This window comes from Neobacillus drentensis (assembly GCF_036966985.1).
Taxonomy (GTDB): domain Bacteria; phylum Bacillota; class Bacilli; order Bacillales; family Cytobacillaceae; genus Neobacillus; species Neobacillus drentensis_E.
Window position 1 is genome coordinate 1 of record NZ_JBALSN010000399.1, and the last position, 18253, is coordinate 18253.

Sequence of the window (18253 nt, forward strand, 5' to 3'; positions counted from 1 at the left end):
GTGATGAGGATATGAACTTTATGTTGCTTCATCAGTTCAATAGCTTCTTCTCCATTCGAAGCTATATTTATTTGATATTGCCCATTTGCCCAAGAGTCTAATGTTTTTTTGAGCCCTTGGCGGGTTCTTGGTTCATCATCTACGATCAAAATTGTCTTTGTATTCAACATGGTTTTCCTCCCCCTTTACCGGTATGACAAACGAAACCGTTGTTCCAGTGTTTACTTCACTCATAATGGTAAGTCCATTTTTCAGACGATCAGGATAGTATAGTTCTAAGCGTTTGTGAACGTTGGAAATTGCCATTCCGTTGCCGTTTTTAGAGATGATTCCGCCTGATTGAATGGCCTGTTTAATTGAATCTAATTTTTCTTGATGGATTCCCGGGCCGTCATCTTCTACAAGTATTTGCAGGTACTCTGGATCCACCGTTGGTTGAATCGTAACCGATATCGTACATGGCTTCATCGTATTCCCTGCTCCATGCAGAACTGCATTTTCGACTAACGGCTGAATCAACAGTTTTGGAATTTTAACGTGTCCTGTTTCAAGAGGCATGTTTAACTTCCATTTTAAATGATCACCAAAACGCATTTTCATAATCTCCATATAGTCTTCAATATGTTGGATTTCGTTCTTAATTGGAACCCAATCTCCATCGTTTTGTTTGGTTATTGTATATCGGAATAAGTTTGACATGGCCACGACAAACTCTGCCAGCTCTTCCTCATCTTTATCCTCAAGCGTCCACTTTAGAGCGTCTAAAGTATTAAAAAGAAAATGAGGATTAATTTGAGCTTGCAATGCTTTTAATTCACTCCGGCTTCGGGTAATTTCCTTTTGATACACCATTTTAATCAGATGATTGGTTTCTTTAACCAGTTGGTTATAGGTACTATTTAATTCATTGATTTCATTGACCGTGGTAACGCTTGGGTTCATCGTTAATGAACCTGCGCTTGCCTGCTGCATCGTTTTCGTTAATTTAATAATCGGCCTTGTAATAAAAGTCGATAGGAATAGCGAACTGATCAAAAAGATAATGAATCCAATAACCCCAGAAATAATAATCCCTGATCGTAATACCGTAATTCCTTCTGTCAGCGCTTTAATCGGTGTTAAGATTACCAGTGTCCATTCGGTATCATTCGACATTTGTTTTGTCATCATATACTCCTGGTTATTCAATGAAAGAGTAGGAGCTTCATTTTTTATAATCGGTTCGAGAGACTTATTGTAGTTTGATAGAATCGGCTTTGAATTTTGATCTAATAATATCGAATACTGGTTTTCAATATTGGTTTCGTCTTGGTCCACGAACTGCAGATAATTTCGATAGATACTAATGAGCAGATATCCGCCATTTGCGTAGTCACGTCCCATTAAATTCACTCGTCTTAGAGCGAGGATGTTATCTGAGTTACGCGGATCATCACCGATCCAAACCAGTCGTCCATTCGCGCTATCAGCCTGCTGGATCCACTTCCCGTCAATTCTTGAGACTAAATTCGTATCATCTAGTGGAATTAAGCGATTCAACGTATTTGTATATATTTCAAAAGAAAAAATTCCCTCTGTATTCGCTTGTATGGTATTCACAATTCCCTTTAATTGCTGGCGCTCGGCAAAAGAAATAGGGTTTCCTCCGTATGCCTTAGTTAAGGTTCTTTGAATCGTATCATTCGTCATGACCAGTTTCGAGGCCGTGCTAATTTGTTTATATAAAGATTCTAATCTTCCATTTGCCTCTACTGCTGTCTGGTGAATTTGTTTTTCGGCATTATTTTTCAGCAAAGTTGACACTCTATTAAAAGTTAACAGGCCGACAATCAATAAAACAATCAGCATAACGACTAAAAATACGACGAGTATTTGATTTCGTAACGTGTTCCATTTATGTAATATTGTGAACATATTATCGCCCTTCTAGGATAGTTTTTTACCTACTATACCGCAATTTGTCGAATTCCGTAATATTATTTTAAAAAATCAAAAATCTGTCAATTTTTTTAAAAGTTAGTCATGTTCAATATAGGTTCAATCGTCTATAATTGTATAAAACTAAGTACCATAGAGAAGGGGAATTTTATGAATAAGCTATCAATGAGTGGTCTTTATACCCTTACCGAGTGGATCACTAAGCTTGCCTATGTTAATTTATTATGGATTGGCTGCTCTCTCCTTGGACTCGTGTTGTTTGGAATTAGCCCATCGACCGTGGCAATGTTTACGGTTATTCGGAAATGGATCATGGGTGAAAGTGATATCCCTGTGTTTCAAACCTTTTGGGGCACCTATAAAAAAGAGTTTCTTAGAAGTAATGGATTAGGATTGGTTCTCGCTTTATTAGCGTGTATTATTTATATTGACCTGAACTATATCAAGATTGATACAAGCCTTCAAATACCTTTATACTTAATTATTTTCGCGATGATCATGACGGTTTTGTATATATTCCCCGTTTACGTTCACTATGAAGTTAAATTTATACAGTTGTTTAAAAATGCTTTCTTTATCATGCTAGTGAATCCGGTTCCGAATATGATGATGATCATTGGGTTTATCGCAGCGATTTTTGTCATGAAGTTTATACCGGCACTATGGTTTATCTTTGGCGGGAGCATTACGGCAGGAATCATCATGGCATCCTGTTATCTAGCCTTTCAAAAAATCGAAAAGAAACAAGGGCAGGCAGCCGCTTAAAACTCATAGAATTACTCGTAAAACTGGAGTAGCAAAAGGAAGCACAAACTCTTATTGTGCTTCCTCTTTTTATGCTAATTCTAATAGTTCGCTGACCGTTACAAGTTGATAGCCTTGAGATGTTAACTCGGAAACTAGCTTTCGAACTGCTTCTATTGTTTGTGAACGGTCCCCATAGCCATCATGAAAAATTAAAATACTGCCATTTTGGATCCGTTCTCTTGATTTTTCGAGGATATGCATCACACCGGGCTGTTCCCAGTCACGAGCCTCTAAATTAATTGCACCAATCATCGGATATCCCTTCTGATTGAGTAATGAAACTGTGTCCTGATTGTAATCGAAGTAAGGAGGACGAAAGACAACAGGTTTTTGTCCGGCCAGCTCCTCTATTAATTTCTCATTTTGTTCGATTTCCTCTAAACATTCAGCAATACTTAACAAAGATAATTTCGGGTGAGTGAATGTATGATTTCCGATTTCATGTCCTAGGGCAGCCACTTGTTTTACCACCTCAGGATTTTTCTTCATTTGCTCACCAATCATAAAGAAGGTAGCTTTTCCAACTGACTCCGAAAAAATCTCTAATACTTGAGGTGTGTAGATGGGATTAGGCCCATCATCAAACGTAATCGCCACTGCCTTACGCGATGTAGGAACCTTGTTAATTATATTTATTGAACACCCCCTCAATACGGACCTCTAATAAAATCCTTTACTTTTTCCTGATAGAATCGTTGAAGTTCTTGCTTTTCTTCTTCTAAGAATGGTTTTGTCTCGAGTGCTGAGAGATTTTCCTCCACCTGTTTAACATTTTTAAACCCAGGAATAATACAAGTAATTTCTTTTTGGTCCAAAATCCAGCGTAGTGCTCCGCTCGCCATCGATTTCCGTCCTTCTCCAATCCACTTTAACTGATCAGCCAATTCAACACCCTTCTGGAATCCAAGACCCGCAAAGGTTTCCCCTACATTAAAAGCTTCTCCATTTTCATTAAAACGTCGGTGGTCATCCGCTTCAAATCTATGCTCGGCAGTAAACTTACCAGTGAGGAGACCGCTGGCAAGCGGTAATCTTACGAGAAGCCCTACCCCTTTTTGATAAGCCTCCGGGATTAATTTCTCTAATGGCTTTTGGCGGAACATATTAAAGATGATTTGCAAGCTCTTCACATTTGGATACTCCAAACAAATAAGCCCTTCTTCAACGGTTTCCACACTAACTCCATATTGACGGATTTTTCCTTCCTGCTTCAACCTATCCAGTACTTCAAAAACACTGCCATCCTTCAAAATCTCCGTTGCCGGGCAATGAATCTGATACAAATCAATCGCCTCTCTATCCAAACGGCGAAGACTATCTTCACAATAGGCACTAACTTTTTCATAGCTATAATTTTTCGGATCAAAAATGTCGCCCTGACGGCAGAATTTTGTTGCGATATAAATCTGGTCTTCCCTGCCTTTTGTGGCTTTAGCCAGTAACGCTTCACTATGACCATCCCCATATACATCGGCCGTATCAAAAAAATTAACACCTTGGTCCATCGCATATTGCAAAGATTTCAGAGCTTCTGTATCATTTGTTTTCCCCCAAGCACCACCGATTGCCCATGTGCCAAAACTAACCTCACTGATCATGATTCCTGTATTACCTAATTCACGATAATTCATGTTAATAACTCCTTTCTAACTAACGATTCCAATCAAAGCCGATTTCTTTTAAAAATGACCGAGCCAAAACCATATGCCCGGCAGTTGAAGGATGGACGCGATCCCAAGCAATCGCTGCAGAATAAAGGTCTTTTAAAACGGTATTAAAAGCCACTTGTGTATCAACAACTAAACAATTGGTTTCATCAGCTATTTTCCTGACAACCTGACCGTACTGATCCATGGACCTGCGCATTTGATCCTGCTCATTACTCTCCAAGTAAAAAGGAGTCATAAGGACAATTTGTTTGACAAATGGCTTTGTCTCGGTCACAAGTTTCCTAAGTGTTTCCTCGTATTCTTCTAAATAAACATGCCAATCCTTGATGAATGGGGTATCGTATTGACGCCATACATCGTTAATTCCAATCATTATTGATAACCAGTCTGGCTTTTGATTGATGACATCTTCCTGCCATCTATTCTTCAAATCACGAACGGTGTTACCATTGATCCCCTTATTCACCACTCGAATTCCCAGCTCCGGATATACGGCCTGGAGTAGTCCATCAACAAAGGAAACATATCCCTTGCCCAGGGCAGCAAACAATCCTTCTCCTTCTGGTTTGGCTCGTTCACAATCGGTTATCGAATCACCAATAAACAAAAGCTTTTGACCTTGTTCCAGTTTCATGGCCTTAACTCCTTCATAAAGAGAGCTGACCTAGGCCAGCTCTCCGTTACTTTCTAAACTCTCTTAATTGCTCATTTAGTTCCTGAGTTTGTGGATAAACTTGTTGATAAATTGTGAATAACTTTTTATATGCTTCAACATTTTCCTTTATCGGATCATAGGTTTTTGAAGTTTGGATAAATTCCTGTGCACATTCTTTTAGGGACGGATACCAACCGCATCCGTAAGCTGCTAACATGGCTGCACCCATTCCAGGGCCTTGCTCACTCGTAAGCTTTTCAATTCTTGCGTTAAAAATATCTGCCTGCATTTGCAGCCATGTGTCGTTCTTCGCTCCGCCGCCAATCGAGATTATTGAATCAATGGTCTTGCCACTGCTTCTTAAAATCTCAATCGATTCATGTAAGGAGAATGTAATACCTTCTAGCACTGCGCGAGCAAAGTGCTTACGCTCATGGGAAGCATCGACCCCAATAAAACTGCCGCGAATCGTTGAATCCGCATGCGGCGTTCTTTCCCCTACAATATAAGGTGTAAATAATAATCCATTACTCCCTGCTGGTACTTCATCCACACCTGCTAATAACAGTTCAAATGCCTCTTCCTTAGCAAACGTATCTTTAAACCAGCTTAAACTATAGCCGGCTGCGAGGGTTACTCCCATTGTATAGTAAGCATTTTCTTCACCGTGATTAAAGTAATGAACCTTCCCCTCAAAATCGAGGTCATTTCGTTCTTCATAGGAAAGAACAACTCCAGAAGTACCGATACTGCATAAGGTTTTACCTTCTGTTAAAATCCCTGAACCAATCGCACCGCAGGCATTGTCCGCTCCACCCGCAAACACTTTTACAGCCTCAGACAATCCCGTTTCTTGGGCAAATTCGGCGTTAACAGTACCCACAAATGCATGAGATTCTACCAGCGGAGGACAGAAATCAGCTGAAATACCAAAAGCTTCTAATATTTCATGACTCCATTTGCGCTTTGCCACATTTAACAGCAAGGTTCCTGCAGCATCAGAGTACTCCATATGGATATTTCCTGTTAACCGGTAGCGCAAATAATCCTTTGGAAGCAAAAATTTGCTGGCACGTTCAAATACTTCAGGCTCGTTTTCTTTTACCCAGAGAATTTTCGGCAAGGTAAATCCTTCTAATGCCGGATTTTTGGTAATTTCCAATAAACGCTCTCTGCCAACAATGTTGTAAATCTCCTGACACTGCTGCGTTGTTCTTGTGTCATTCCACAAAATCGCATTTCTTAAAACTTGATTATTTTCATCTATTAAAACAAGGCCGTGCATTTGCCCGGAGAAGCTGATGCCCTCAATATCATTTACATCGCCTTCGAATTGCTCAACCAATTCTTTTAAACCTTCAGTTGTTTTTTTCACCCATTCTTCTGGGTTTTGTTCACTATAACCTGATTTTTCAATAATGAGTGGATATGATTTTGACACTTCTTGGCAAACTTCCCCGTGTTGATTGACGAGTAAGATTTTTACTGCACTGGTTCCAAGGTCGACACCAATTACGTATTTCATTATGTATCATCCTTTTCTAAAAAAAGTGCTGGAGTAATAAGCTGCCAGCACTTTTTTATAATTTTAATTAAACTGTTACACTTGAAAGTGTTTCTAGTAAATATTGATTAATTAAAGCTTTTAGACGCTCCGTTCTGCCTGAGATGTTTTTAATTTCTGTTAATTGAAGAGCATAAGCTTCAAGTTCACGGAAGTTTGTTTTTCCTTCTACGATGTCTAAGCCAATTCCGTTTGTATAACTGCTATAACGCTCCTCGATAAAGCTATCAAGGACTTTATCTTCGATTAACTTGTTTGCAACTTTTAGGCCGATCGCAAATGCGTCCATACCAGCAATGTGTGCGTGGAATAGGTCTTCTGCTTCGAATGAACCTCTTCTTACCTTTGCATCAAAGTTTAATCCGCCTTTTCCTAAGCCGCCATTTTTCAGAATTTCGTACATAGCTAATGTGTTCGTATACAAGTCAGTTGGGAATTCATCTGTATCCCATCCAAGCAGTGTATCACCTTGGTTAGCATCAACAGATCCAAGCATTCCGTTAATACGAGCTGTTCTTAATTCATGCTCAAATGTGTGACCAGCTAAAGTAGCGTGGTTTGCTTCGATATTAAACTTGAAGTAGTCTGTTAAATCATATTTTTGCAAGAATGCTAGACCCGTAGCCACATCGAAATCATATTGATGTTTGGTAGGCTCTTTTGGTTTTGGCTCTATTAGGAATGGAACGTTTAGACCGATTTCTTTCGAATAATCTACTGCCATATGAAAGAAGCGTGCTAAGTTATCTTGTTCCAACTTCATGTCTGTATTAAGAAGTGTTTCGTAACCTTCACGTCCGCCCCAGAATACATAGTTTTCTGCACCAAGCTCTTTTGCTACTTCTAACGCTTTTTTCACTTTCGCTGCAGAGTAAGCAAAAACATCTGCATTTGGAGCAGTGGCCGCACCATGAACATATCTAGGGTTAGTAAACATGTTTGCAGTGTTCCATAGTAATTTTGTCTTGCTGGTTTTCATGTATTCTTTAATCATCGCAACAATTACATCTTGATTCTCATTTGTTTCTTGTAACGTGCGTCCTTCTGGAGCAATATCGACATCATGGAAAGCAAAGAAAGGAACATTTAATTTTTCAAAAAGTTCAAATGCAGCTTCCACACGTGCCTTCGCTAAATCTAATCCTTTAAGGTGATCCCACGGACGAATAGCTGTACCTACGCCAAATGGATCGGTGCCATCTGCAGTAAATGTGTGCCAATATGCAACGGAGAAACGAAGAATTTCTTCCATTGTCTTGCCGTTTATTTTTTCTTCTGGATTATAATACTTAAATGCTAAAGGGTTTTTAGATGCGGCACCTTCAAATTGAATTTTATTAATTGTTTCGAAATAAGCCATGGGACTATTCCTCCTAGAGTTTTATGGGTTCAGAATAACTATGTAAATGCTTACAAAAGGTTTCTGAAATCTCTAAACCTTTGATACTCAAAGTATAGCATCGTTAACTTAGTTTGTCTATCAGATAAACTAAGATTAAATATTTTTTTAAAAGTAAATCAAAGATCTTGTAAAACTATTAGGTTAGTATCTGCTTTAGTGGAAAAATAAAAACTTTATAGATGTTTTTTATTTAACAACCCTCGCCTTGTATAGCGCAATTGTTTCTATTATGCTTAATTTAAGTATTTTTCACAAAAACTTAGTTGAACCAATACACAAAGTATCTTTGTTCAGTTATAATGAATCTGTAAGTATCAAAACTATATAATGGGGAGATATTATGATGAAAAATTCAAAGCCCAATGAACCATTAGTTACGCATATTTTCACAGCAGATCCTTCCGCACATGTCTTTGAAGGTAAGCTTTATATTTATCCTTCTCATGACCTTGATCACGATGAACCATCTAATGATAACGGTGACCAATATAAGATGGAAGATTACCATATTTTATCCATGGATGACGCGGACGCACCATGTATAGACCACGGAAAAGCTCTTCATTTAAAAGATATCCCTTGGGCAAGTAAACAGCTTTGGGCACCAGACGCTGCTTACAAAAATAACACGTATTATTTATTTTTCCCGGCAAGAGATAAAGATGGTATTTTCAGAATTGGTGTCGCAACTAGCCCTAATCCGGCAGGACCTTTTACACCAGAAGAAAATTACATACCAGGCAGTTTCAGCATTGATCCAGCTGTCTTCGTGGATGAAGATGACAAAGCATATGTTTATTTCGGCGGGCTTTGGGGTGGACAGTTGGAAAAATGGCAGACAGGAACATTTACCCCAGATGCTGAAGGTCCAGCAGCTACAGAACCTGCTTTAGGACCACAAGTAGCTGAATTAAGCGACGATATGCTGAAGTTTAAAAGTGAACCACAGGAAATTTCCATTGTGGATGAAAACGGCGATCCGATTCTTGCAAGTGACGAAGACCGAAGATATTTTGAAGGACCATGGGTTCATAAATACAATGGGCTTTACTATTTATCGTATTCTACCGGTACCACTCATAAAATTGTTTATGCGGTAAGCGAAAATCCACAAGGGCCATTTGTGTTCAAAGGGACGATTCTTACACCTGTCATTGGCTGGACTACTCATCATTCGATTGTCCAGTTTAATGATAAATGGTATCTGTTCTATCATGATTGCTCGTTATCAGATGGTGTTAATCATAAGCGGTCTGTGAAATACACTGAACTAAAGTATAATGAAGACGGTACCATTCAAACGATTCACCCTTATGGAAATAAATAATTAGGTTGAAGACTGGCTCTCATTAATTGGGGCCAGTTTTTTTAGACTATGAGGATAAAATACTAATCCATACACATTACCAGCGTACAAAAAAGCCCTAGTCAAAGGGACTAGAGCTTTAAAATCAAACAAATTACGAGTGGGGCAATCACCTGTAGAACTCCGGCTTTCTGTGTTTTACGCTGGGTAGTTTTTCTCTTACTCGTTGGATTCTTTCTAGGTCAATATCCGCGATTATAAGCGTTTCTTCCTCGCCTCCGCTTGCAATAACAACACCCATTGGGTCCACGATCATGCTTCGGCCGGTAAACTCAGGGCCAACTAGGTTTGCTCCGCTAACGAACATCGTATTTTCTATTGCTCTTGCGCGAATAAGCGTCTGCCAATGGTCCTCTTTCATTGGTCCTGCCATCCATCCCGCAGGAACAAACAGAACATCCGCCTCCTGAAGCGCAAATTGTCTTGCTATTTCAGGAAATCTCAGTTCGTAGCAAACCATTAAACCAATTTTTCCAAACTCTGTTTCTACCACTTTGTATTGATTATCACCAGGGATAATCGTATCAGACTCTTTAAAGCTAAAAGCATCATATAAATGAGTCTTTCGATAGGAATGCAAAAGTTGCCCCGAACGATCAATCAATACGGTTGTATTATAGGCCCGCCCTTTATCATCATTTTTTGATTCATACATTCCACAAACCACATAGATCTCGTTTTCGCGGGCTGCTTCTTTAAGAGCAGAAACAAACGGGCCGTCCAAGGGTTCAGCAGCATCAGCCGGCAATACGCCAGTCTTTGGAGTTGCAAGCACCATATAAAACTCCGGTATTACAACAAAGTCTGCGCCCTTCTCTTTTGCCTTCGCAATATATTGTAAGGCCTTTTCTAAATTAGAGGTTTTATCAACGCTGGTAGATAATTGTGCAATAGCTACTTTCAAAGCAGGTACCTCCCAAGAATACATTTTTATTTATTCTAATCTATTATCCCATGGTTTGACGAACTTTTTATACTTTTTAGATTATTCCTGCACCTTCGCCTGATTTAAAGGGTACACGCCCCCTGCTTGCATCTTGGAATCGATTTTATTATTCCTTATGAATGACACAGAGATGAGGGAGGTAATACACAGAATGCCAATGAAAATAGCAAGCGGTACCCAAGAATTATTGTAAGCACTTAATAAAACAGTTGCAATCATTGGGGCCGTGCCTCCAAATAAAGCGGAACCAGATTGGTAGCCAAGCGTAATCCCCGTATACCCAACATTTGTACTGAACATTTCTGTAAACATGGTGCCAATAATACTAGCAATGGCTGACCATAGAATCCCTAATGCAATAATTGAAATGACATNNATTTAAGAGATAGTAGATAGAAGTACGGAAAGGAAAACAGAGCTAGACCAGCGGCCCCTATCATAAACACACGTTTACGTCCAATTTTGTCAGAGAGCTTTCCCATTAATGGAATACAGATGACGGTAACAATGGTGGCTGCAGTAACAATATTTAACGCTGTAGTTCTTGAAAAACCCAAGGCCCCAGTTGAATATCAATAAAAAAGGTAGAGAAAACATAGAATGGACCCACTTCAACACACTTGGCGCACAGAGAAATTAAAACAGCCTTCCAATGATAGCGTAGAGTCTCGAATAGAGGGACTTTTACCAAATTACCTTTTTGCTTTTCTTCCTCAAATGCAGACGTTTCTTCAAGTCCTCTTTGAATCCAGATTCCAACTGCAACTAACACAGCGCTAAGGATAAATGGAATTCTCCAGCCCCATTCAAGAAATTGCGCTTCTGGCAATTTACTAATTAAAGATATCGAACACGTTCCAAGAAGCATACCAAACGGAATTCCCATTGCCGGGAAGCTACCGTAGAATCCTCTTTGTTCCTTAGGTGCTGATTCAACTGCAAGCAGTACAGCTCCGCCCCATTCTCCACCTAGTGCAATCCCTTGAACAAGTCGTAAAAGAATGAGAAGGATTGGCGCGGTTACACCGATTGTCTGGTAGGTCGGCAATAATCCGATACATACAGTTGAGATCCCCATTAATAAAAGGGAAATTACAAGAGTATTTTTCCTGCCAAACTTATCGCCCATATGGCTGAAAATAAGCCCGCCAATTGGTCTTATAAAAAATGTAACTCCAAAGGATGCATAGGCAATTAATAAACTTACAAAAGGATCATCATTTGGAAAAAATAATTGATTAAATACAAGTGATGCCACAGTTCCATAAAGGAAAAAATCGTAGAACTCAATTGTACTTCCAATTAAACTAGCGAATAAGACCTTTTTGGGGTTTGTAACAGAGATTCCTTTTGCCTCCAACTTGCATTCCTCCTATTACTTCATTTTTAATATTAAAAATTACACTAGTGCTGCGGCACCCCCTATAGCAATGGCCTGATTTAATAATTTGACAGTAATCCTCTGATGCTCCCCACCTTCAAGCACGTTTAGATTTACATCCATCAGCTCAAAATAATTTGGAATCGAGTCATAACACTTCAGAAGTCCGGGGCAACTCCTTAATCCATTCGTTATTTCAACTTGATAGACACCCGGCTTTGGGGAGAGATATTTATTTTCCATATAGAAATAAACCCTCTTTTGCTGGCGGAAAGTAATCCTCCCGCCTATTTCTCGTAAACATGATTGAAAAATGTAGTCTCTTCACCTATCAAAACCTGAAAAATGTTGACCTAACAAATAAGATGATCCTTGAACCTTGCATCGATACCTTTATATTTCTGCCAAAGTATTTACATCTGCTGCAGGAGAATGCCTTTTACGTTTTTTGCGGGAGCAAGGAAGGAATGATTAAGAAGTTAAAGGCTAAAATCGACTCAATCAATCCAGAACTGAAGGTCCTTTATATTGTCAACTCGTCTCTTCATTTGCCTTTTGCAAATAACAGTGTTGATTATCTAATTGACAGTATTTCTTTCAACGACTATGCACTGTTTAATAATATTTTTCCTCTTGCTAAGCTCACAAAGATTTGTAAAGAGGATGCAACAATCATTGGATGCTCTACCTTTTATAGACATGGTGCAAAATCTATTCGTAAAATAAAGGAGCTCTATCCGAATGCATATCTTAAAAACTTTGAAAAGGATTTTATTAAAGATAATATCAGCAACTATCAATTTCAGTTGGAACGGACTTGTTTAATCGGAGAGATAAAACAACCGGGGATCTATATCGAACACCATGTTAACGAAGAAACCGCGTTTTTTGAAGGATACATCGCTAATAGGATGAAGCCTTTATGTTATTCTTCCCAGCAGCAAAAGCCGCGGTAATATTTTCCGACAATATTTTTAAATTTTTATATTGCCATTTATATTAGTTGCTGATATTATTGAAGGTGCGTAAATTGGAAAGCTGTTATTCAATATGTCTGGATCTTTCCAAGCAGATAATTTTTGACCACTTCCTTCAAGAAGTTAAGGCCATACGGACAGCCGGGTCAAATGCCGAATGGCAACTTTAGTTGCCTTATTGATTGAGTTAAAAGCTCAAATTTTATAAGTTGGTTACTTTACAACCAGTGCATATGCACACAACTTGTGAAACGGTCAATAAGAGTAGTAAAAGTAATTATTTGCTATATAGACTCTGATCCTATTAAGATATATTTTGAATATTATGGAGCTTCCTTACTGATTTTTTAAGGACCTTTATCGTAGTAGTATGATTTCTATTACGGTATACGTATGCTTTTTTAATATTGATGATTATATCTAAAGCAAGTGTTGTGCGCGGTTATGCGTTATGATTCACTTGCTTTTTTTGTTGTGAATTTTTAAGAGGAATTCAATTTCTCTCTGCTTTAAAAAAATTAACCAGTTAGGAGATTAAGAGAATGGGAAAAGCACTTATTATTGGCGCCGGCGGCGTGGCATCAGTAGCAATTCATAAATGTGTACAAAACAGTGAAGTATTTGAAGAGATTTGCATCGCAAGTCGTACAAAATCAAAATGTGATGAATTAAAAGCGAAATTAGATGGCGGTAAAACCAAAATCACGACTGCACAAGTGGATGCTGACAATGTTGAGGAATTAATTGCCTTAATTAATGAAGTAAAACCAGATATCGTAATGAACCTAGCTTTACCATACCAGGACTTAACAATTATGGATGCTTGTCTTGCAACAAAAACACACTATATGGACACAGCAAACTATGAGCCAGAAGATACCGCTAAATTTGAATATAAATGGCAGTGGGAATACCGCGAGCGTTTTGAAAAAGCTGGAATTACAGCTCTTTTAGGCAGCGGCTTTGACCCTGGTGTAACAGGTGTATTCTCTGCTTATGCTCTAAAACATTATTTTGATGAAATCGAGTATATCGACATTCTTGACTGCAATGGCGGCGACCACGGCTATCCATTTGCAACAAACTTTAATCCTGAAATCAATATCCGTGAAGTTTCTGCTAACGGAAGATATTGGGAAAACGGCGAATGGGTCGAAACGGAGCCAATGGAAATCAAACGCGAATATAACTTCGCTGAAGTTGGTCAAAAGGATATGTATTTGCTTTACCATGAAGAGCTTGAATCTCTTGCGCAAAATATCCCTGGAATTAAGCGTATCCGTTTCTTCATGACATTTGGCCAAAGTTATATTACACACCTAAAAGCCCTTGAAAATGTAGGAATGACTTCTATCGAGCCAATTGAATTCGAAGGAAAACAAATCATTCCACTTCAATTCTTGAAGGCTGTATTACCTGATCCTGCATCCCTTGGTCCACGTACAGTTGGTAAAACAAACATCGGCTGTATCTTCAAAGGGAAAAAAGATGGAAAAGATAAAACCTATTACGTCTACAATGTTTGTGACCACCAAGAGTGCTATAGAGAAGTCGGCTCTCAAGCCATCTCTTATACAACAGGCGTTCCTGCAATGATCGGTGCAGCGATGATCATGACTGGCAAATGGAATAAACCTGGCGTATTCAATATTGAAGAATTTGATCCAGATCCATTCATGGAAGAGTTAAACAAATGGGGACTTCCATGGGTAGAAGACTTTAATCCTGTGCTTGTTGATGCATTGCCTGAAGAAGCAAAAGAGCTGGAGCTTGTTCGTTAAGATGCGGTTTGAAGAATTACCAACACCGTGTTATGTCGTTGATGAAGGTCTTGTGGAAAAAAATCTCAAAATCCTAAACGGTGTCATGAAACGCACAGGTGCTAAGATCGTTTTAGCGCAAAAGGCATTTTCGATGACAAAATTCTACCCTCTTATTGGAGAGTATCTAAGTGGAACAACCGCAAGCGGTTTGTACGAAGCACGATTAGGTTACGAGGAAATGGGCAAAGAGAATCATGTCTTTGCCCCTGCCTATCGCGCAGATGAAATCGATGAAATTATCTCTATTTGCGATCATATTATTTTCAATTCTTTCTCTCAGTTGGAGAAATTTAAAGATAAAGCACTTCAAGCTGGCAGGAAAGTTGGCTTGCGCATCAATCCGCAATGTTCTACTCAAGTGGGACATGAAATCTATGACCCTTGTTCACCAGGTTCAAGGTTCGGTGTCACGAAAGAACACTTTCGTCCCGATTTGCTTGATGGTGTTTCAGGACTGCATTTCCACACCCTTTGTCAGCAAAACTCTGATGACTTAGAAACGACTCTTAATGCAGTCGAAGAAAAGTTTGGTGAGTTTCTTCCGCAAATGGAATGGATCAACTTTGGTGGTGGTCATCATATCACAAGAGAAGATTATGATATTCCGCGGCTAGAAGCGTGCATTAAAAGAATGCAGGATAAATACGGTTTAGAAGTTTACCTTGAGCCAGGAGAAGCAATTGCTCTTAATGCCGGGTACTTAATTACCTCCGTACTTGATTTACATCAAAACGGACTGGAGATTGCAATTCTTGACACTTCTGCCACCTGCCATATGCCTGATGTCTTGGAAATGCCTTACCGTCCTCCTCTTTTTGGATCAGGGGAAGCTGGCGAGAAACCATTTACCTATCGCCTTGGCGGGCAAACTTGTCTGACTGGTGATGTAATCGGGGACTATTCTTTTGATCAGCCATTAAAAAGCGGTGATCGTTTAGTTTTCGGTGATATGGCAATCTATACGATGGTCAAAAACACCACGTTTAATGGGATGCCATTACCTGCCATCGCTGTTCAAGATAAAGATGGAGATTGTCAAGTTGTGCAGCAATTTGGCTATCAAGATTTTAAAATGAGACTAGCTTAATAGAATAGTAGAAAAAAAGGGAGAAGTGCGAGTAATGCACCTCTCCCTTTAATTATGCTCAACATTGCCCAAGCACATCAGCTTTCCCTTAAGAAGAATTCCCTATTACATTGTTGATTGCCTTTGCTCTTCGTTTTTTACCAAAGGTAATGTCATCTGGTTTGTTAGCTCACCAAGTTTTTCTATCCTTATGGTTATTTCATCTCCAGCTGTCAACCAATCCTGTTCATTCTCCGGTAGACCAAGAATAACTCCTTCAGGTGTTCCAGTGATAATCAGGTCACCTGGCTCTAGTGTTATATAGTTGGAAATATAACTAATAATCTCATCGCAATAAAAAATCATGTCAGCTGTATCGGAAGATTGTCTAACCTTACCGTTTACGATTGTTTCAATTTTCAACTGATTTGGGTTGCCGACTTCATCTGCAGACACAAGGTACGGTCCAACTGGACAAAAGCCATCAAGTGCTTTTCCTAAAAGCCATTGATTCGTACGGAATTGAAGATCCCTTGCGGATAAATCATTCGCATTGCAATAACCGGCCACATACTCAAGTGCACTTTCCTTCGAAACATTTTTGGCCTTTTTACCAATTACGATTCCAAGCTCTGCTTCAAAATCAACTTGCTTCGCATCTGCGGGAATCTCAACTTTCTCTCCGTGACCTGCTAGGGAATTACCATACTTGTTAAAAAGTACGGGCGTTTTAGGCGGTTCCATATTTGATTCTTCCGCATGCTTCCGATAATTTAGGCCCACACAAATGATTTTTGCACTTTTCGGTACACATGGTCCATATTGAATCTGATCCTCTGGCAGGGTGAAAGCGCTGTTATTCTTGTTAGAATTAACAAAATCTTGAAAAAATCTTTTAGACTCCTCATCCGCTTGCAACCACTCTTCTAAAGATAGAGGAATTGTATAGGATTCATTAGCAGCCTCCCAAGCCTTGGAAATCTCGACAATACCTGCATCTGTTTTCACGCCAAATTTGGTTTCATCATCTAAATTAATTTTATAATTTACTAGTTTCATAGTTTAGTTTGACCTTTCCACATGATTAGTTTTTTTATTTTACTTAGTTTTATTTTTCCACACATTTACTATATCATGGGAATTTTTGGCGGGCAAGGACAGTATTTTGAATTTTTAATTTATTAACTAAAAGGCAGAAGCAACTGATTGCTTCCGCCCCTCAGGCTGATTAGGTATTTTTATGTTATGATCTAAGCGTTTGTGCTATTGTTGCGGGCCTTTACCTGCAGAAAAATCGATTCCCAATTCTTTCAGGTGAGCTTGGGCCTCTTCCCTGGTAATCGTACCTGCTCGTTCTTTTTCCATAATATCCTCGGCCCGTGCTTTCGTATTTTCATCAAGATTTGAGAACATATCAGCACGGTTTCCTCTACCGCCATCTGGGCCGCCGCCTGGTCCGTTGCTTGCAGGAGTGGTGGTCCCGGACTCGTTCAGCCATGTTACGGAATCCTCTATTTTAAAGTTGACTACTTTTGTACCTCCTGAATAGTCTCCATCCGTATAGAAGCCATTTGCATTACTTCCTGTCGATGAGCCGCCTGTGTATAGTGTGTAGGTACCACCTTTTTCAGGTGCAAACGTTATGATGGTATTTCCTTTACTGTCTTCCACATGGAGGAGGGTTCCTGCCTTCTGTGTTTCCGGATAGGTCATATGCATAGAGTACTGTTTTAAGCAATCAGATGGGGCCTGCGCCATACCGGCACTCCCTGCAGCAATCAGGGTGCCGCCGCTTATGTCAAAGGTTCCGTTATAATCAAGCGCTCCGTTGCCAGCATTGGTCGGGCCGCTGACCATCACTGTTCCTCCCGTCATCGAAATAGAACCGTTTGAATCCAGCCCATCCCCCTCTGCATTTACATATACATTGCCGCCTTTTAATGGAAAGCAAAAGGTTTTCAGAAGAGGTTGACTGCATGTCCGGTTTGGAGCCGTCATTACCTCCACCAATATTAATACCATCATCACTAGCATTCACCTCGATGTTGCCCTCAGCTATAGTGATGATCTTACTTTCCATTCCTTTATAACTCTTCCGGATTGTGATATCGCCGCCTTTCGTGAGGATGGCTGAATCTCCATGAATCCCATCATCGCCAGCAGCAATCGCTAATTTTCCTCCTGTAATCGTCACGCTGTTATTACTATGGATGGCATCGTCAAACGTATCCATATCAAACGTTCCGCATCCGATTGCCACCTCTGTTCCCGCTTTTAAGCCTTTTGCACTCTCAGATTCCTCTTCAGTAGTCGTTGTGGTTCGTGGTATTGGTTTGACCTGGCATTGGACCGCCTGCTTCTTTTGTGGCAATAGTTTCAGGACTGCCGCACTCATTGGATCATGTCATTTCTGGACACGAAAAAAAACATTCCCTAAAATCGAAATCCGTTATGTCCGGCGGCAATGATTTTGAGATCACCTATGAAATTCGCGTTCAAGAGAATAATCTGAGCTTTATCAATAATATCTCTGCCATCGAAGGGGTAAAATCAGCCAGTATGCTAAGTTATGACGGCAATTTTACTGCTTAACTACACACCCTTGTAAGAGGCTGATTATTGTTGAATACAATCAGTGTCTTTCCATTTTTTTTTAAT

18 protein-coding genes and 1 pseudogene are annotated in these 18253 nt (G+C 39.5%); 6 read left to right on the plus strand and 13 right to left on the minus strand.

Annotated elements, in window-relative coordinates; translation table 11 throughout:
• Together V7659_RS23325 and V7659_RS23330 are read right to left on the minus strand one after the other, a co-directional pair.
• A partial coding sequence (locus V7659_RS23325; protein WP_335542567.1) for a response regulator transcription factor occupies positions 1 to 170 on the minus strand: 170 nt, incomplete at its 3' end.
• The gene (locus V7659_RS23330; protein WP_335542551.1) at positions 136 to 1914 is read right to left on the minus strand and encodes a sensor histidine kinase; all 1779 of its coding nucleotides are present in this window, start codon (positions 1912 to 1914) and stop codon (positions 136 to 138) included. The genes V7659_RS23330 and V7659_RS23325, both read right to left, overlap by 35 nt.
• Positions 1915 to 2088: 174 nt before the next feature.
• On the opposite strand from V7659_RS23330, the gene V7659_RS23335 reads away from it, so the two are divergent.
• Entirely contained in the window at positions 2089 to 2703 is a 615-nt protein-coding gene (locus V7659_RS23335; protein ID WP_335542552.1) for a YesL family protein, read from the plus strand.
• 69 nt (positions 2704 to 2772) lie between these two features.
• Here V7659_RS23335 and V7659_RS23340 read toward each other — a convergent pair whose 3' ends face one another.
• From V7659_RS23340 to xylA, 5 genes are all read right to left on the minus strand, one after another.
• Entirely contained in the window at positions 2773 to 3396 is a 624-nt protein-coding gene (locus tag V7659_RS23340; protein WP_335542553.1) for a polysaccharide deacetylase family protein, read from the minus strand.
• Positions 3393 to 4376 (minus strand): aldo/keto reductase, encoded by a 984-nt coding sequence (locus V7659_RS23345; protein ID WP_335542554.1) that lies wholly within the window; start codon positions 4374 to 4376, stop codon positions 3393 to 3395. Before V7659_RS23345 ends, V7659_RS23340 begins: the two co-directional genes overlap by 4 nt.
• Positions 4377 to 4395: 19 nt before the next feature.
• Positions 4396 to 5049, minus strand: coding sequence for an SGNH/GDSL hydrolase family protein (locus V7659_RS23350; RefSeq protein ID WP_335542555.1), 654 nt, complete (start codon positions 5047 to 5049; stop codon positions 4396 to 4398).
• Positions 5050 to 5095: 46 nt separating this feature from the next.
• Complete coding sequence (xylB, locus tag V7659_RS23355; protein WP_335542556.1) at positions 5096 to 6595, minus strand: xylulokinase; 1500 nt, start codon at positions 6593 to 6595, stop codon at positions 5096 to 5098.
• A 67-nt stretch (positions 6596 to 6662) separates the two neighbouring features.
• The gene (gene xylA, locus V7659_RS23360) at positions 6663 to 7994 is read right to left on the minus strand and encodes a xylose isomerase (protein ID WP_335542557.1); all 1332 of its coding nucleotides are present in this window, start codon (positions 7992 to 7994) and stop codon (positions 6663 to 6665) included.
• A gap of 382 nt (positions 7995 to 8376) precedes the next feature.
• On the opposite strand from xylA, the gene V7659_RS23365 reads away from it, so the two are divergent.
• Entirely contained in the window at positions 8377 to 9363 is a 987-nt protein-coding gene (locus V7659_RS23365) for a glycoside hydrolase family 43 protein (protein ID WP_335542558.1), read from the plus strand.
• Positions 9364 to 9511: 148 nt separating this feature from the next.
• Here V7659_RS23365 and V7659_RS23370 read toward each other — a convergent pair whose 3' ends face one another.
• The 3 genes and pseudogenes from V7659_RS23370 to V7659_RS23380 form a co-directional block, all read right to left on the minus strand.
• A complete protein-coding gene (locus V7659_RS23370; protein WP_335542559.1) occupies positions 9512 to 10306 on the minus strand; it encodes a carbon-nitrogen hydrolase family protein in 795 nt (264 codons plus the stop codon).
• An 81-nt stretch (positions 10307 to 10387) separates the two neighbouring features.
• Positions 10388 to 11708, minus strand: a pseudogene (locus tag V7659_RS23375) (MFS transporter).
• A gap of 39 nt (positions 11709 to 11747) precedes the next feature.
• The gene (locus tag V7659_RS23380) at positions 11748 to 11972 is read right to left on the minus strand and encodes a hypothetical protein (protein WP_335542560.1); all 225 of its coding nucleotides are present in this window, start codon (positions 11970 to 11972) and stop codon (positions 11748 to 11750) included.
• A gap of 224 nt (positions 11973 to 12196) precedes the next feature.
• On the opposite strand from V7659_RS23380, the gene V7659_RS23385 reads away from it, so the two are divergent.
• From V7659_RS23385 to nspC, 3 genes are all read left to right on the plus strand, one after another.
• Positions 12197 to 12685: a hypothetical protein gene (locus V7659_RS23385; protein ID WP_335542561.1), complete on the plus strand. Its 489-nt coding sequence runs from the start codon at positions 12197 to 12199 to the stop codon at positions 12683 to 12685.
• A 563-nt stretch (positions 12686 to 13248) separates the two neighbouring features.
• A complete protein-coding gene (locus tag V7659_RS23390; RefSeq protein WP_335542562.1) occupies positions 13249 to 14487 on the plus strand; it encodes a saccharopine dehydrogenase family protein in 1239 nt (412 codons plus the stop codon).
• 1 nt (position 14488) lies between these two features.
• On the plus strand, positions 14489 to 15616 hold the full coding sequence (gene nspC / locus V7659_RS23395) for a carboxynorspermidine decarboxylase (protein WP_335542568.1): 1128 nt from the start codon (positions 14489 to 14491) through the stop codon (positions 15614 to 15616).
• A gap of 105 nt (positions 15617 to 15721) precedes the next feature.
• Here the strand turns inward: nspC and V7659_RS23400 are convergent, their stop codons facing one another.
• The 3 genes from V7659_RS23400 to V7659_RS23410 form a co-directional block, all read right to left on the minus strand.
• Entirely contained in the window at positions 15722 to 16654 is a 933-nt protein-coding gene (locus V7659_RS23400) for a fumarylacetoacetate hydrolase family protein (protein ID WP_335542563.1), read from the minus strand.
• 204 nt (positions 16655 to 16858) lie between these two features.
• Positions 16859 to 17452: a hypothetical protein gene (locus V7659_RS23405; protein ID WP_335542564.1), complete on the minus strand. Its 594-nt coding sequence runs from the start codon at positions 17450 to 17452 to the stop codon at positions 16859 to 16861.
• Positions 17412 to 17990 (minus strand): carbohydrate-binding domain-containing protein, encoded by a 579-nt coding sequence (locus V7659_RS23410; protein WP_335542565.1) that lies wholly within the window; start codon positions 17988 to 17990, stop codon positions 17412 to 17414. Before V7659_RS23410 ends, V7659_RS23405 begins: the two co-directional genes overlap by 41 nt.
• Here V7659_RS23410 and V7659_RS23415 point away from each other — a divergent pair.
• Positions 17990 to 18187, plus strand: a complete 198-nt coding sequence (locus tag V7659_RS23415; protein WP_335542566.1) for a hypothetical protein — start codon at positions 17990 to 17992, stop codon at positions 18185 to 18187. The genes V7659_RS23410 and V7659_RS23415 overlap by 1 nt on opposite strands.
• Positions 18188 to 18253: the final 66 nt, after the last annotated feature.